The organism is Mycobacteroides immunogenum, assembly GCF_001605725.1.
Lineage (GTDB): Bacteria > Actinomycetota > Actinomycetes > Mycobacteriales > Mycobacteriaceae > Mycobacterium > Mycobacterium immunogenum.
The window spans coordinates 1,735,433-1,750,559 of record NZ_CP011530.1 but is presented as its reverse complement, the minus strand read 5'-3'; the positions used below and the strand labels follow the sequence as shown (position 1 = coordinate 1,750,559).

The 15,127-nt window shown below is 64.3% G+C and carries 17 protein-coding genes and 2 tRNA genes; 10 read left to right on the top strand and 9 right to left on the bottom strand.

Going from position 1 to position 15,127, the window contains the following annotated elements:
• Nucleotides 1-274 precede the first annotated feature (274 nt).
• Genes ABG82_RS08635 through ABG82_RS28905 form a run of 4 tightly spaced genes read left to right on the top strand, consistent with a single transcriptional unit; the run spans nucleotide 275 to nucleotide 4,079 of the window.
• Nucleotides 275-2,587, top strand: coding sequence for an FdhF/YdeP family oxidoreductase (locus ABG82_RS08635; protein WP_043075957.1), 2,313 nt, complete (start codon nucleotides 275-277; stop codon nucleotides 2,585-2,587).
• Nucleotides 2,580-3,404, top strand: coding sequence for a formate dehydrogenase accessory sulfurtransferase FdhD (gene fdhD, locus ABG82_RS08630; protein WP_043075958.1), 825 nt, complete (start codon nucleotides 2,580-2,582; stop codon nucleotides 3,402-3,404). Before ABG82_RS08635 ends, fdhD begins: the two co-directional genes overlap by 8 nt.
• Nucleotides 3,401-3,760, top strand: coding sequence for an immunity protein Imm33 domain-containing protein (locus tag ABG82_RS28910; protein ID WP_234707965.1), 360 nt, complete (start codon nucleotides 3,401-3,403; stop codon nucleotides 3,758-3,760). The genes fdhD and ABG82_RS28910 overlap by 4 nt, the downstream gene beginning before the upstream one ends.
• A complete protein-coding gene (locus tag ABG82_RS28905; protein ID WP_234714539.1) occupies nucleotides 3,744-4,079 on the top strand; it encodes a hypothetical protein in 336 nt (111 codons plus the stop codon). Before ABG82_RS28910 ends, ABG82_RS28905 begins: the two co-directional genes overlap by 17 nt.
• 12 nt (nucleotides 4,080-4,091) lie before the next feature.
• Here ABG82_RS28905 and ABG82_RS08620 read toward each other — a convergent pair whose 3' ends face one another.
• Complete coding sequence (locus ABG82_RS08620; protein WP_174544356.1) at nucleotides 4,092-4,778, bottom strand: guanylate cyclase; 687 nt, start codon at nucleotides 4,776-4,778, stop codon at nucleotides 4,092-4,094.
• A 40-nt stretch (nucleotides 4,779-4,818) separates the two neighbouring features.
• Here ABG82_RS08620 and ABG82_RS28565 point away from each other — a divergent pair, with 40 nt between their 5' ends.
• Nucleotides 4,819-4,980, top strand: coding sequence for a hypothetical protein (locus ABG82_RS28565; RefSeq protein WP_052510908.1), 162 nt, complete (start codon nucleotides 4,819-4,821; stop codon nucleotides 4,978-4,980).
• Here ABG82_RS28565 and ABG82_RS08610 read toward each other — a convergent pair.
• Nucleotides 4,977-5,639, bottom strand: coding sequence for a TetR family transcriptional regulator (locus ABG82_RS08610; RefSeq protein WP_043076113.1), 663 nt, complete (start codon nucleotides 5,637-5,639; stop codon nucleotides 4,977-4,979). The two genes, ABG82_RS28565 and ABG82_RS08610, sit on opposite strands and share 4 nt — an antisense overlap.
• 104 nt (nucleotides 5,640-5,743) lie before the next feature.
• Between ABG82_RS08610 and ABG82_RS08605 the strand changes: the two genes are divergently transcribed.
• The 3 genes from ABG82_RS08605 to ABG82_RS08595 are packed head-to-tail and all read left to right on the top strand — an operon-like array spanning nucleotide 5,744 to nucleotide 8,259.
• Nucleotides 5,744-6,835, top strand: coding sequence for a ferredoxin reductase (locus tag ABG82_RS08605; RefSeq protein ID WP_043075960.1), 1,092 nt, complete (start codon nucleotides 5,744-5,746; stop codon nucleotides 6,833-6,835).
• Between the two features lie 16 nt (nucleotides 6,836-6,851).
• Entirely contained in the window at nucleotides 6,852-8,027 is a 1,176-nt protein-coding gene (locus tag ABG82_RS08600; protein WP_043075961.1) for a fatty acid desaturase family protein, read from the top strand.
• A 10-nt stretch (nucleotides 8,028-8,037) separates the two neighbouring features.
• The gene (locus ABG82_RS08595) at nucleotides 8,038-8,259 is read left to right on the top strand and encodes a hypothetical protein (protein ID WP_043075962.1); all 222 of its coding nucleotides are present in this window, start codon (nucleotides 8,038-8,040) and stop codon (nucleotides 8,257-8,259) included.
• 50 nt (nucleotides 8,260-8,309) lie between these two features.
• Here the strand turns inward: ABG82_RS08595 and ABG82_RS08590 are convergent, their stop codons facing one another.
• The 7 genes from ABG82_RS08590 to ABG82_RS08560 form a co-directional block, all read right to left on the bottom strand.
• Nucleotides 8,310-8,852, bottom strand: coding sequence for a GNAT family N-acetyltransferase (locus ABG82_RS08590; RefSeq protein WP_043075963.1), 543 nt, complete (start codon nucleotides 8,850-8,852; stop codon nucleotides 8,310-8,312).
• A 17-nt stretch (nucleotides 8,853-8,869) separates the two neighbouring features.
• Nucleotides 8,870-9,493 carry a maleylpyruvate isomerase family mycothiol-dependent enzyme gene (locus ABG82_RS08585; protein WP_043075964.1) on the bottom strand — a complete coding sequence of 208 codons (624 nt, stop codon included), beginning with the start codon at nucleotides 9,491-9,493 and terminating at the stop codon, nucleotides 8,870-8,872.
• A gap of 6 nt (nucleotides 9,494-9,499) precedes the next feature.
• The gene (gene clpX, locus ABG82_RS08580; protein ID WP_043075965.1) at nucleotides 9,500-10,780 is read right to left on the bottom strand and encodes an ATP-dependent Clp protease ATP-binding subunit ClpX; all 1,281 of its coding nucleotides are present in this window, start codon (nucleotides 10,778-10,780) and stop codon (nucleotides 9,500-9,502) included.
• Nucleotides 10,781-11,021: 241 nt separating this feature from the next.
• A complete protein-coding gene (locus ABG82_RS08575) occupies nucleotides 11,022-11,675 on the bottom strand; it encodes an ATP-dependent Clp protease proteolytic subunit (RefSeq protein WP_043075966.1) in 654 nt (217 codons plus the stop codon).
• A complete protein-coding gene (locus ABG82_RS08570; protein ID WP_078343568.1) occupies nucleotides 11,672-12,265 on the bottom strand; it encodes an ATP-dependent Clp protease proteolytic subunit in 594 nt (197 codons plus the stop codon). The genes ABG82_RS08575 and ABG82_RS08570 overlap by 4 nt, the downstream gene beginning before the upstream one ends.
• Nucleotides 12,266-12,405: 140 nt before the next feature.
• Complete coding sequence (tig, locus tag ABG82_RS08565) at nucleotides 12,406-13,875, bottom strand: trigger factor (protein WP_043075968.1); 1,470 nt, start codon at nucleotides 13,873-13,875, stop codon at nucleotides 12,406-12,408.
• Between the two features lie 66 nt (nucleotides 13,876-13,941).
• Nucleotides 13,942-14,015: transfer RNA gene (locus tag ABG82_RS08560), tRNA-Pro, on the bottom strand.
• 143 nt (nucleotides 14,016-14,158) lie between these two features.
• Here ABG82_RS08560 and ABG82_RS08555 point away from each other — a divergent pair.
• Both ABG82_RS08555 and ABG82_RS08550 read left to right on the top strand, forming a co-directional pair.
• Nucleotides 14,159-14,232 (top strand) — tRNA-Gly (locus tag ABG82_RS08555).
• A 21-nt stretch (nucleotides 14,233-14,253) separates the two neighbouring features.
• Complete coding sequence (locus tag ABG82_RS08550) at nucleotides 14,254-15,123, top strand: hypothetical protein (RefSeq protein ID WP_043075969.1); 870 nt, start codon at nucleotides 14,254-14,256, stop codon at nucleotides 15,121-15,123.
• Nucleotides 15,124-15,127: the final 4 nt, after the last annotated feature.

Here is a 15,127-nt window from a genome sequence, read left to right as displayed (position 1 = left end):
TCGGTACCGATTATTGCACTTTCACACCGTTGACCTTGACCAGGGCATACCCGCAGGTACGAAACTTGACACCTGTCGAGCCATTCTCGCTGCCTGGCCAGTGCTGTTGCCTCGATACCCATCAGTAGACGTGAGGCAAATCACAAGGATCAGCCAAGCATCTGCTTGGTTGCCCTTGGTGCAGTCCCCCAGAACGAGTGGGGGCCGCCCACCAGAGAAACACCATCCCGGGGTTGCGGCGCCCAAATTCAACGACGGGTCCAGAATGAGAACCATGACCGGGCACCGGATACCGACGGTCCATCAAGGCTCCGAGGCCGATCTCGCCGTCACCGGGGCGAAGGGCGTGGCGGCAGGGATGACTGCGGTGGGAGTTTCCCTGCAACGCGGTATCGAACAAATGGGCCCGCTGCGCACCGCGGCAACGCTGACGAAGCTGAATCAGCGACACGGGTTTGACTGCCCCGGCTGCGCCTGGCCCGAAACTCCCGGACACCGCAAACTGGCGGAATTCTGCGAGAACGGCGCCAAAGCCGTCGCGGAAGAGGCAACGACGCGCACCGTCACTCCGGCGTTCTTTGCCGAGTATTCAGTGGACCAACTCCGCCAGGCACCCGAATATTGGCTCAGTCAGCAAGGCCGCCTGACTCACCCGATGGTGTTACGCCCAGGCGAATCTCACTACCGCCCCATCGATTGGGATGACGCCTACACACTCATCGCCGACGAAATCAGGGCGGCCGCGGATCCCGACCGCCTGGTGTTCTATACCTCCGGGCGCACCAGTAATGAGGCCGCGTTCTGCTACCAGCTGTTGGTACGTAGCCTGGGCACCAACAACCTGCCCGACTGCTCCAACATGTGTCATGAATCGTCGGGCACCGCGTTGACGGACTCGATCGGAATCGGCAAGGGTTCGGTATCAGTGCCCGATCTCGAGCACGCCGACGTCATCCTGATCGCGGGCCAGAATCCCGGCACCAATCACCCCCGCATGTTATCGGTCCTGGAGAAGGCGAAAGCCAATGGCGCCAAGATCATTGCCGTCAATCCCCTCCCCGAGGCCGGCCTGCTGCGGTTCAAGGATCCGCAGAAGGCGCACGGGGTGGTCGGACATGGTGTGGCGATCGCCGACGAGTTCGTGCAGATCCGGCTCGGCGGGGATATGGCGTTGTTCGCCGGCCTCGGCCGTCTGCTGCTGGAGGCTGAGGACGCCCATCCGGGGAGCGTGATCGACCGGCGATTCATCGACGAGCACTGCGCGGGCTACGAGCAATGGGCTGCGCGCACTCGCCAGGTTGATTGGGAAACCGTCACGCGGGCAACGGGTATCGAGATGCCCCAGCTCAAGACCGTGGCCAAACTCCTGGCCGAGTCCAAGCGCACCATCTTCTGTTGGGCCATGGGCCTCACCCAGCACCGCCACGCGGTCGCGACCATAGGCGAAGCGACCAACTTGCTGCTGATGCGCGGCATGATCGGCAAGCCGGGTGCGGGCGTGTGTCCCGTTCGTGGCCATTCGAATGTCCAGGGCGATCGGACGATGGGCATTTGGGAGAAGATGCCCGAATCGTTCCTGGCCGCACTGGATGCCGAATTCGGCATCGCGGCGCCCCGTAAGCACGGTTTCGACACGGTCGACGCGATCCGGGCCATGCGCGACGGCAATGTTTCCGTGTTCATCGGTATGGGCGGCAACTTCGCCGCCGCCACGCCGGACACCGCCGTCACCGAGGCGGCCCTGGGCAACTGCGCCCTCACCGTGCAGATCTCCACCAAGCTCAATCGCAGCCACCTGGTGAACGGGCGCACCGCACTGATCCTGCCCACCCTCGGGCGCACCGATAGGGACATCCAGAAATCCGGTAAACAGCTGGTTTCCGTAGAGGATTCGATGTCCATGGTGCACCTGTCACGCGGCAGTCTGCACCCCCCGGGCAACTTGCTGCGCAGTGAGGTCGCCATCGTGTGCCAGCTGGCACGCGCCACCTTGGGGCCCGCGCATCCCGTGCCCTGGGAGCGGTTCGCCGACAATTACGACACCATCCGCGATGCGATCTCCCGGGTGGTGCCCGGATGCGCCGACTACAACACCAAGGTGCGCCAACCGGACGGTTTCGCGCTCCCGCACCCACCTCGCGACGATCGCCACTTCCCCACGCACACGGGGAAGGCCAACTTCTCGGTAGCACCGCTGGAATGGGTACCCGTGCCCGAAGGCCGGCTGGTACTGCAGACCCTGCGTAGTCACGATCAGTACAACACCACCATCTACGGTCTGGACGACCGCTACCGCGGTGTCAAGGGCGGGCGGCGGGTGATCTTTGTTAATCCGGAAGACCTTGCGGCATTGGGGTTATCCGAGGGATCGCGGGTCGATCTGGTGTCCGAGTACCCAGGCAAGGACGGGGCGATTGAGGAGCGTAGAGCCGAAGACTTTCTGGTGGTGCCCTACTCCACTCCGCGTGGGAATGCCGCCGCGTATTACCCGGAAACCAATCCGCTTGTGCCCCTTGATCATGTCGCCGAGCGTTCCAATACCCCGGCCTCCAAGGCTGTGGTGATCCGGCTGGCCGCTCGTGGGTAGGGTCACCGATAGACGCAAGATCCGGCGCATCGAGGGCGCGGGGCGTGGCGACCGTAGCGAGACCCTGGTTGTCGAGGAGCCCTTGGAGATTCGGGTGAACGGGCAGGCGGTCGCGGTCACCATGCGCACTCCAGGATCCGATGTCGAACTCACCCAAGGGTTCCTGCTGACCGAAGGAGTCATCGCCAGCCGCGACGACCTGCTGACCGTGCGGTACTGCCAGGGCGAGGGGCCCGACGGCCTGAACACCTACAACGTTCTGGACGTCACGCTCGCGCCGGGCGTTGACGCTCCCGACCCGACCGTGACGCGGAATTTCTACACCACGTCCTCGTGTGGCGTCTGCGGCAAGGCCTCGCTGGACGCGGTGCGCACCATCAGCCGCTTCTCCCCCGGCGATGACCCGTCCACCATCGACTCGGGCACGCTGTCCGGCCTGTCGGACAAACTTCGTTCGAAACAAAAGGTTTTCGCAGCCACCGGCGGGCTGCACGCCGCCGCACTGTTCACCGTGGACGGGACCATGCTGGCCGCACGCGAGGACATTGGCCGACACAACGCGGTGGACAAGGTCATCGGGTGGGCACTCGAGAACGACAAGGTGCCGCTGGGCGGGACCGCGCTGTTGGTCAGCGGACGCGCCTCCTTCGAGCTCGCTCAGAAGGCGACCATGGCGGGCATTCCCATCCTGGCCGCGGTGTCGGCACCCTCGTCACTGGCGGTGGATCTCGCGGCACAGTCCGGGATGACGCTGGTGGCATTCCTGCGGGAGGACAGCATGAACGTCTACACCCGGGCCGATCGGGTGACTGGATGACAGACAAAGCGTTCTGGCTCTCTGCCGATCAAATAGTTCCCGACCTCGCGCGGAACGAGGCTTGCATCGCGAGCGATCGGATCACTGTTGACGGCCGGCCGGTGGGCTTCATGTTCCGCGATTACTCCGGCTGGAACTTCTTCACCGGCGACGAGAGCCAGGAGTATGTCGACGATGCCGGGAATCTGGGCCTGTACTCGCTGAACACCATTGCCAACTATGACCGCGCGATACTGCCTCATCGACGCTTCCCACCCACTTGGTTTGAACCCGGACTTTCCTTGGGCCGACGGCCGATTCGATATGACCCAGGACTGCAGTATCGCGTTACCCGAACCGATGAACCGCAGGGTTGAGGATGGGCAGCTCGTACTGTGGCGTCCAGGTCTCACGGCATGGATCACCGTGTGGGTCAACGACGAGGAGCCGCAGGCGCGGTTGGCCAAGGTTCTCCAGGGCACATCGCCCGCTGGCTACGACCGCAAGAACTGGGCGACCGGGAACGTCCTGTTCCACTCGTACCGATTGGATGAACAATCCGCCGACGGGCGCGCTCCGGCCCTCTACACAGCTGCCGTCGGCCTGTCCAGCCATGTCCATCTCGCCGTGTACTTCGACAACGAGGGAGACATCGCGTCCGCCGAACAGCTTGCGCATTCGATCCAGATGAACTGAGCCACAATCCCGTTAAGGCTCAGGCACCTCAACCGCGATCTCCCTACCCAGTGAGTAGCCCGGCGCCAGCGGCAAGTCATCGCCACTCCAGAACGATCCCGGATCGAAGTAGTTTGACCGCTTTTCGGTGATGAGCAGCCCCATCTCCTCCAGGGTGATCGCCACCGTCTCGGCACAAAACGCCGTTTCCAGCCCGGCCTGCCGTTTCTTCTGAATATCCCGCTCGGCAACCTCGCGAACCTTCTTGTGCACGAAGGGAAGTCCACGCGTGAGGTCGCTGACGGTGGGAAGCCGCCCGCGCATCCAACGGCCGGTCAGCCGGGCTGTCGCCGGAAATGGAGTCCCATCCATGCGCGCCACCACACGCAATGCGGTGTCCTCCTGCTCGCGGGTGACCCGAGGGCTGAGTTGGCGCAGCCAGCACCGCTGCCCGTATACGTGTACCCACCGCTCGATCGCCGCGCGGGCATCGTGCAGTTGCACTCCCCGGTGGTTATCGCCCGTCCACACGTCGGTGAGCTTGTTGCCGAGTTCCGCGTGCCACATCAGCGGCGGCAGATCGTCGATCGCCAGCGTCATACCAACGTGATTGACCGGACTGTTCGACAACGTCTGGATGAGTCGGTCGGGACCGGATCGTCCGCGGAACACCCAAATGTCGCCGGTCCGTGTCGCATCAAGTGCCTGCTCGATCGACACACTCCGTTGCTCGGCCATGTTCGCACCGTAGCCTGGACTGATGGCCAACATGTGGAAGTGGGTCGGGCTCGCCGGGGCGGTCGGGGTGGCCGCTGGGGGCGTGCTGGTGGCCCGGGATCAACGTAAACGCGAGGCCTACACGGTCGAGGAGATCCGCGACCGGCTACATCAGCGGCTCGGCGAGTCGGAACGTCGCGGCTAGCGCTGAGACGGCTTCCAGTTCTGCAGGCCCACGAAGGCCATCGTCAACGCGCTGGTTGCGCCCTCAACCACCTCGGCGGTGTCCGCGTCGGGCTGCACCAATTCGGCGACCGCGTTGGCCGCGATCGACAGAATCAGATTGGCCGCGGTGGTGAGGTCGACCGAATCCCATAGCCGCATCTGATCGCGCCGGGCCAGGTCGATCGCCAGCTCCCCCGCAAGTAGCCGCATCTCGATACTCACCGCCCTCCGCACTTCGGTGGGCGCGGTGTACCGCTCGGTGACCACAAACCGCAGCTGATCCGGATTTTCCTGCACCTGTTCGGCGAGGATGCCCATGGATTCGGCCAGTGTCGCCGGTTCACGCCGGCGGATTTCCCGCGCGATCCCACGGGCAATGCGCATGCCCTCTTCGGCCAGCGCCACGCCCAGGTCATCCAGCGATGAGAAGTGACGGTAGAAGGCCGTCGGCGAGATTCCCGCACCACGGGCGACATCACGCAGGCTCAATCCCGAGAAGGCCTGGGTACGCGAGAGTTCGAGAGCCGCCTCCATCAAGGCGGTGCGGGTGCGCAGCTTCTGCTCACCCCGGACCGAGTCGCGACGCGAGGACGCACCCGAATGCGATCCCCGATCCCGATGACTGGTCATGACGATCACTGTATCGCTGTGATGACCGACACGGTGCTTACGGCTTGACTGAGTGGGGGCATGTTGGTTCACAATTTCAGTGTACATTCGTTAACCTAACGGAGGGAGTTCGAATGACATTTCTAACTAAAGCCACCCGACGCATCCTCACGCCCGAGTCGTCGCTGGGCCGGCTGTTGACTGCCGCCCTCACCCCACACGCCGTCGACCGGTACCTCGAACTCGTCGACCCCATGATCACCTGGGAAGAGGCCCGCGCCCGCGTCATCCGCGTACAGCGCCGCACCACCCGCTCGGTGACCCTCACTCTGCGCACAACTCACCAGTTCAAGGGCTTTCGCGCAGGTCAGTTCGTACAGCTGGGTGTCGTGATCGACGGCGTCCGGCACGTCCGCTGCTTCTCGCCGTCCTGCGCCGACGATGCCCGCGAGATCATCGAGCTGACCATCGCGCGCCGGCCGGAGGGCCTGGTCTCCAACCACCTCTACAAGCACGCCGCGGTGGGTGATGTGTACAGCATCACCCCGGCCGCGGGGACGTTCGTCCTGCCCGCCCCACGCCCCATCCGGACCGTACTAATTGCGGCCGGCAGTGGGATTACACCCGTGCTCTCAATGGCGAGAACACTCATCGGCAATGGATACCCGGGTCAGCTCGCGGTGCTCTACTACGCACCCACGGTCGCGGACAACGCGTACGCAAGCGAACTCACCGCTTTAGGCGAGGTGCCGTCGGTGACAGTGCACACGGAGTACACCCGCGACGGCGGCCGGCACTTCAGCGCCGAGCAGCTGCGGGCGGTCGCACCCTGGCACGCCGACGCACAGACGTTCCTGTGCGGACCGCCGTCATTGCACGAAGCAGTAAGCGCGTTGTATGCCGAACGTGGACTCTCCGACCGGCTGCACACCGAAGAGTTCACGCTCGCCACCTCGGGCACCACCGGTGAGGCCGGAGGCGTGCTGCGGTTCGCCACGTCGGGCGTTACCGCCGAGAACGACGGCCGGCCCATCCTCGAACAAGCCGAGGCAGCCGGCCTGCAGCCCGAATTCGGCTGCCGAATGGGAATCTGCTTCGCCTGCACGGCGGTCAAGACATCCGGATGCACCCGGAACCTACGCACCGGCGATGAGAACGACGACCCCGATCAGCACATCCAACTCTGCATCACCGCACCCGTCGGTGACGTCTCGATCAACCTCTAGACCCAGGAGATAGACGATGACCAGCAACGAAATCACCATCAGCGCAGCCGATATCGAAGCGCTGGGCAAGGATCTCGATGGACTGCGCGAGCGGATTGTCGCCGATCTGGGCGACCGCGACCGCGAGTACATCTACTCGATCATCAAGACGCAGCGCGGCTGCGAGGTCGCCGGGCGCGCCCTGATGTACCTGGGGTTCATCCCTCCGGTATGGCTCGCCGCGGTGGGCGCGCTGTCCGTCTCCAAGATCCTGGACAACATGGAGATCGGCCACAATGTGATGCACGGTCAGTACGACTGGATGCGCGAAAAAGGCCTGAACTCACGCGAATTCGAATGGGACACGGTGTGCCCCGCCGACCAGTGGCGGCACTCGCACAACTACATGCATCACACCTACACCAACATCGTCGACATGGACCGCGATGTGGGCTACGGCATTCTGCGCATGGCACCCGAGCAGCGGTGGAACCCGTACTACCTGGGCAACCTGGCCTGGGCGACCGCCCTGATGGTGTTCTTCGAGTGGGGCGTCATGGTGCACGAACTCGAAGCCGAGAACATCGTGCGGGGCAAGCGCAAGTGGTACGACCTGAAGCCGCTGATCAAGGGCATGTGGCGCAAAGCCAGTAAGCAGGTTCTCAAGGACTACGTGATCTTCCCGGCGCTGACCGGGCCGCTGTTTCCGATCACCTTCCTGGGCAACATGTCTGCCAACTTTGTGCGCAACGTGTGGACGTTCTCGATCATCTTCTGCGGGCACTTCCCGTCCGGCACCCAGACCTTCTCCAAAGAGGAGACCGCCAACGAAACGCGCGGCGAGTGGTACCTACGGCAGCTGCTCGGCTCGGCGAACATCGAGGGCGGCAGGCTCTTTCACATCATGAGCGGCAACCTGTCGCACCAGATCGAGCATCACCTGTTCCCCGATCTGCCCGCGAACCGCTACCCGGAGATGGCCACCGAGGTACGGGAGCTGTGCCAGAAGTACGGCCTGCCGTACAACTCCGGAGGCCTCTTCGCGCAGCTGTCGTCCACCTGGAAGAAGATCGCGCGTCTATCCCTGCCCAACGGCTGGTTCCGCGGCGAGGAGGAACTCGTCGTACACATCGAACGGGACAAGCAAAAGGAAGCGGCCGCCGAACCAGAGGTCGTTGTCATCGACGAGCGCGGCGAGCTGGTAGACGCGTAAGTTAGGAACCGTGGTGAGCAAGTTCGAACGCAACAAGGACCTGGCCCAAGAGGTCGTGTCGTCGGCCGCCGAGCATGTGGGTGAGATCGCCAAGATCATCACCAACGCGGTGGTGGATGTCACCCGGCAGATCGGTGAGATTGCCACGGATGCCTTCGAGATGCGTGAGGCGGCCCAGCGTGCTGAGCAAGACCAGGCCCGGGACGTGGACGAGAATCCGGAAACGCACTGATATCAGTCTCCGACTGAGCGTGGCGCTCCGCGCGTCAGCGTGCGCCGCGCTCAGTCGGAGGCATCCCGCCAATCTGCCGCGGTGATGGTGAAGTACACGTAGTCCTCCAGCGCGCCGTTGATCTCACGCTGCTGACGGTGATGCTCCCGCGCCCCGATCTTGGCGAGGGCCTTCTGCGACCTGAGATTGGCCGCGGCCACGTGAAACCACACCAGGTCGGCGTTGATGAACGCGTAGTCCAACATGAGCGTCTTGAGCTCGGCGTTGACGGTGCCGCCCCAATATTCGCGGACGATGAAGGTGTACCCGATGGCCACCTCACGCTTGTCCGGATCCCACTCGTAGAAACGAGAAGACCCGATCATCTCCCCCGTCGAGTGATCGATGATCGCAAGCGATTTCGCGGCCAGTGCCTCCGCGAACCACTTCTCGAAAACCGGCCGCTGATAACGGTCCGAGCTGGGGTGTTGCGCCCAGATCAGCGGATCGCTGGCCGCGCGATACAGCGGCTCAAGGTCGTCTTCTCCCAGCGGACGCAGAGTGAGCGTCGGCCCCTCTAACGTCGGCTGGCTCAGGAACTCGGTGGACATCATCACCAGCTTACGAGCAGCTACGAAATATGTTGCGCCAGGGTTGATTTACCAGGCCCGTCGAGGTCGGCGAGCGCACAGGAGCGGGCCGCCATCGCCATCAGCAGCGCCTCCGCAGGCCCCGTCACCTCGGGTCCCCTCCCCCGCGACCAGTCGAGGTCGGTGGCCACCAGCCGCACCCCACGGGCGCGGACTGCGCCGCGCACCGGTGGTGCCCAGCGCGCGAAATCCAGGGCCACCGCCAACCGTTCGCCGGGAATCTCTCGCGGGATGCCCAATGGGCGCCGGATGTCTTGTTGATGGATGATGCCGTCCAGCAGCGCGATCCGGCCACCGAAACCCGATGTCAGCACACCCGGCGTTTCCGCGGCCCGAACCATCTCCAGCAGCTGCTGCGGTGTGCGGTCGGCCAATTCGGCGACGCGATGGGCGTTGGCCTTGTTCGGGTTGAAGCCTGCCTTTGCCACCCGCGAGTAGAACTCGGTGCGGCTGAGATCTTCATACCCGATCATGTGCGTGACGACGTCGCGTACCCGCCATTGAGTGCACAGCGACGCAGCGTCCCACTGCTCAGAGGTGAGACCGGCCAGGAATTCGGCGAGGTCGATACGCTCGGCCCGCGCCAGCTCCATGGCGCTCCGCATCGCGACCTAGGCGGACTTGTCGCGCCGCTCGGTGCGTGACGGCTTGCGCGGCACGATCGTCGGCAGCACGTTGTCGATGACGGTCTCGCCGGTCACCACGACCTTGGCGACATCGTCGCGGCTGGGGATGTCGTACATCACCGGCTGCAGCACTTCCTCCATGATGGCGCGCAGACCACGCGCGCCGGTGCCACGGTGGATGGCCTGATCGGCGATGGCCTCCAGCGCATCCTGGCTGAATTCCAGCTCGACGCCGTCCATCTCGAAGAGGCGGGTGTACTGCTTGACCAATGCGTTCTTCGGCTCAGAGAGGATCGTGATGAGCGATTCGCGGTCGAGGTTGGTCACCGAAGCCACGATCGGCAGGCGGCCGATGAACTCAGGGATGAGCCCGAACTTGATCAGATCCTCGGGCATGACCTCAGCGAAGTGGTCGGTAGTGTCGATATCGGCCTTCGACTTCACCTCGGCACCGAAGCCCAGGCCGCGCTTGCCGACGCGATCCGACACGATCTTCTCCAGGCCCGCGAACGCACCGGCCACGATGAACAGCACGTTGGTGGTGTCGATCTGGATGAACTCCTGATGCGGGTGCTTGCGGCCACCCTGCGGCGGCACCGAAGCCTGGGTGCCCTCCAGGATCTTCAGCAGCGCCTGCTGCACGCCCTCACCGGAGACATCGCGGGTGATGGACGGGTTCTCGCTCTTGCGGGCGATCTTGTCGACCTCGTCGATGTAGATGATGCCGGTCTCGGCACGCTTCACGTCGTAGTCGGCGGCCTGAATCAGCTTGAGGAGAATGTTCTCCACATCCTCGCCCACGTACCCGGCCTCGGTCAGCGCGGTGGCATCGGCGATGGCGAACGGAACGTTGAGCATCTTGGCCAGCGTCTGCGCCAGGTAGGTCTTGCCACAACCGGTCGGCCCCAACATCAAGATATTGGATTTGGCCAGCTCAACGGTCTCGCCACGGGCGTCACGGGCCTTGTCTCCGGCCTGGATGCGCTTGTAGTGGTTGTAGACGGCCACGGCCAGCGTCTTCTTCGCGGTGTCCTGGCCGATCACGTAGTTCTCCAGGAATTCGCGGATCTCCGCGGGCTTGGGCAGCTCATCAAGCTTGACGTCGTCGGCGTCAGCCAGTTCCTCTTCGATGATCTCGTTGCAGAGGTCGATGCATTCATCGCAGATGTACACGCCGGGGCCGGCGATGAGCTTCTTGACCTGCTTCTGGCTCTTTCCGCAGAACGAGCATTTCAGCAGGTCGCCGCCGTCTCCAATACGTGCCATGGTGGCCAGTCCTACTTCCTGTCACGCGGTGGTGGATCGTGGTGTCAACACGTCCTCTGACCTGTTGGTCCCGACGCTACCCGCTACCTCGGCCGCACCGCGACCGATAAAGCGAATCGCACCGACGGCATTTACGCGCTGCCGTGCTGGAGAACATATCGCCTCGCACCGACTGGCGCCCCGGATGACGCGCACCGGAGACCGGTGTGTTGCAACTGTTATCCGGGGCAGCCGCCGGCGGCTACGAAGCTGCCTGAGCGGAGAGCTTGCGGTACTCCAGCACGACATCGATGATCCCGTACTCCTTGGCCTCCTCGGCCGTGAAGATCTTGTCGCGATCGGTGTCCTTGCGGATCTCCTCGGCCGGCCGCCCGGTGTGGCGGGCCAGCGTCGTCTCCTGCAGCACACGCATGCGCTCGATCTCCTTGGCCTGGATCTCCAGGTCGGTGAACTGACCCTGGATCACACCGGACAACGAGGGCTGGTGGATGAGCACGCGCGCGTTCGGCAGCGCCATCCGCTTGCCCGGGGTACCGGCCGAGAGCAGCACGGCGGCAGCCGACGCGGCCTGGCCCAGCACCACGGTGCGGATGTCGGAGCGGACGTACTGCATGGTGTCGTAGATCGCCATCAACGAGGTGAATGAGCCACCCGGGGAGTTGATGTACATGGTGATCTCGCGGTCGGGATCCAGCGACTCCAGCACCAGCAGCTGGGCCATGATGTCGTTGGCCGAGGCGTCGTCCACCTGCACGCCGAGGAAGATGATGCGCTCCTCGAACAGCTTGTTGTAGGGGTTCGACTCCTTGACACCGAAGCTCGAGTGCTCGATGAACGAGGGCAGGATGTAGCGCGCCTGCGGGGCCAGTTCCGGGTTGAGGTGCTTCGAGATCACTTGGAGGCTCCCTTGCTGCCGTTGAGATTGCCGCGGGTGATGATCTTGTCGACGAACCCGTACTCGAGTGCCTCGGGAGCGGTGAACCAGCGGTCGCGATCCGAGTCCTGTTCGATCTGCTCGATGCTCTTGCCGGTGAATTCGGCGTTGAGACGGAACATTTCCTTCTTGATGACCTGGAACTGCTCGGCCTGGATGGCGATGTCCGAGGCGCTACCGGTCACACCACCGAGCGGCTGGTGCATCAGAATGCGGGCGTGCGGCAGGGCGTGGCGCTTGCCCTTGGTGCCGGCGGCGAGCAGGAACTCGCCCATCGATGCGGCCATGCCCATCGCGTAGGTCGCGATATCGCAGTCCGAGAGCTGCATGGTGTCGAAGATCGCCATGCCCGCGCTGATCGATCCACCCGGGGAGTTGATGTACAGGTGGATGTCCTTGGTGGGGTCCTCCGCCGTCAGCAGCAGAATCTGCGCGCACAGCTTGTTGGCGATGTCGTCGTCCACCTGCTGACCCAGGAAAATGATGCGCTCGGAGAGCAGGCGCTCATACACCGAGTCGATCAGGTTGAGCCCGGCTGTCGCCGAACGCATTTCAGTCACTGTGCAACCTGCCTTCGTCTAGCTCTTCGGGATTCCACTTGAGAAACCATTTTGCGTACTGCCGACATTAACCAACATCGGGTGCTGCGCACTCCCCGCCACGGGTGAGTTCGCTCAGAGCGTGACGCGGACTAGCTCTCGTCGTCGTCCTTGCTCTTCTTCTTGGCCTTCTTCTCGGCCTTTTCGGACTTGTCTGTTTTCTCGCTGTCCGCGCTCTTCTTGGCCTTGGCCGGCTTCTCCTCGGCGGCCGACTCGGCATCGGCCTCGTCGGCTCCGCCGCGGCGCGGCCCCAGCACGGCGTCGACGTCCACGTTCGCGCCGGTGGAGTCGGTCACCTTGGCCTGGCGGATGACCTCGGCGATGGCCTTACCGCGGCGCACGTCGACGTACAGGCCGGGCAGCTGCTGCTGCTGGGTCAGGTACTGGATCAGCTGCTGCGGCTCGATGCCGTACTGGCGCGACATGAGGACCAGACGCTCGGTGAGGTCCTGCTGGTCGACGTTGATGTCGAACTTGTCGGCGATCACGTCGAGCAGCAGCTCGGTCTTGATGGACTTGGTCGCAGACTCGCGCATGTCCTTGTCGAACTCCTCGCGCGAGGTGCCCTGCTCTTCGAGCAGCTCGTTGAGGCGCTCCTCGTTGTGGTCCAGACCATGAACGGCCTCGTGCAGGCTGTTGCCGATCTGCTCCTCGAGGATCTTCTCCGGCACGGGGATCTCGATCTTGTCGAGCAGCGCGGTGATGGTCTCGTCGCGGATCTCGTCGGCCTGCGCGATGCGCTTGCGGCCCTTCACCTGCTCGGTGAGGCTCTCCTTGAGCTCGCCGATGGTGTCGAATTCGCTTGCCAGCTGGGCGAAGTCGTCGTCAGCGGCGGGAAGCTCGCGCTCCTTGATGGAGCCGACCTTGACGGTGACCTCGGCGTCCTGCCCGGCGAACTCACCGGCGGCCAGCTTGGTGGTGAACACCTTCTCCTCGCCGGCCTTCAGGCCGATGATGGCCTCATCCAGACCGTCGATCAGCTGTCCGGAGCCGATCTCGTGAGACAGCCCGGTGGTCGCGGCTTCCTCGACCTCCTTGCCGTCCACGGTGGCCGACAGGTCGATCGAGACGAAGTCGCCGTTCTCGGCGGCGCGCTCGACGCCCTTGAGGGTTCCGAACCGGGCGCGCAGCGCGTCCAGCTCGGCCTCGACCTCGGAGTCCTCGACGGTGACGGGCTCGACGGTCACGGCCACGGTGCTCAGGTCGGGCAGCTCGATCTCGGGACGCACATCCACCTCGGCGGTGAAGGTCAGCTCCTGGCCGTCCTCGATCTTGGTGACCTCGATCTCCGGCTGGCCAAGGGGCTTGACGTCGGAGGCGGTGACGGCCTCGCTGTAGCGAGCTGGCAGGGCCGAGTTGACGACCTGCTCCAGTACCGCGGCGCGGCCGACGCGGGCCTCGAGCAGCTTCGCGGGGGCCTTACCGGGACGGAAACCGGGCAGACGAACCTGCTGGGCCAGCTCCTTGTAGGCCTTGGAGAAATCTGGTTCGAGCTCTGCGAAGGGAACCTCGACGTTGATGCGAACCCGGGTCGGGCTCAGCTTTTCGACGGTGCTCTTCACGTGCAGTGCTCCTTCATAGTTCGCGGCAGGTCGTCCTGACCTGCAGTTCTTCGTGCTGTCGTGCTGTCGGGGTGACAGGATTTGAACCTGCGACCCTCCGCTCCCAAAGCGGATGCGCTACCAAGCTGCGCTACACCCCGTTGGACCTGCGTCCATCACTTCGTCCAAGACTCCGTGCAAGACCTGGTGATCCTACGGCCTCAACATGCAACGGTATGAATTGGATTTGATCCGCCCCGGCGCTGTACATTCATCAGCGCGTACGGGACAACCTCGCACGCATGCGGGTGTAGCTCAATGGTAGAGCCCTAGTCTTCCAAACTAGCTACGCGGGTTCGATTCCCGTCACCCGCTCCAGCAGTCAGTACCGTAGGTGCCATGGAAATCATCCTGGGCCTGCTTCTCGTCGGCGTGATCGTCGGCGGCGCGATCATCTACACACAGGGGTCGAACCGCCGGCGCGGCGAGCAGCTCGAAGACGCCAAGGCAGAGGCCCGTCGCCTCACCGAACGTCTCGGTGGACAGGTTCTCGGGTTGAGCGGCACCGATGACGCCTCTCGGCAAGCGCTGGCCGACGCCTCCGAGCGCTACACCGCGGCATCCTCGGCCATCGAGCAGGCCCGCACCCCCTCGCAGGCGGCGCTGGCCAAAGAAAGCGCCATCGAGGGGCTCTACTACGTGCGCGCCGCCCGGCTTGCCATGGGCATGGACCCCGGACCCGAACTGCCCTCGACCACGGGCCAGAGCCGGGCCGGCGCGGTCAGCGAGGAACGTCGCATCAACTTCGAAGGCCGCGAGATCGAAGCCTCCCCGGAGCCGTCGGGCCGCACACCCAACTACTACCCCGGCGGCACGGTCGCGGGACGCCCGGTTCCGGCCGGTTGGTACTCCGAGCCCTGGTGGAAGCCCGCCCTTGTCGCGGGCGCCTGGGGCGTGGGTTCGGCGCTGCTGTTCAACTCGCTATTCTCCGGCATGCACGGCGTGGGATACGGTGCGCAAGGCTTCGAAAGTGGCTTCGGCCAAGGTTATTCGGACGGCTACGATGCCGGCTTGAATGCCGGGCAGGACGGCGGGGCGGACCAGGCCGGCTGGGATCAGAGCGCAGGCGCCGACCAAGGTGGCGGCTGGGATCAGGGCGGCTCCAGCTGGGACCAGGGCTCCGGTTGGGACAGCGGTGGCAGCGGCTGGGACGGCGGAGGCTGGGATGGTGGCGGCGGCGACTTCGGCGGAGACTTCGGAGACTTCTAGAGCC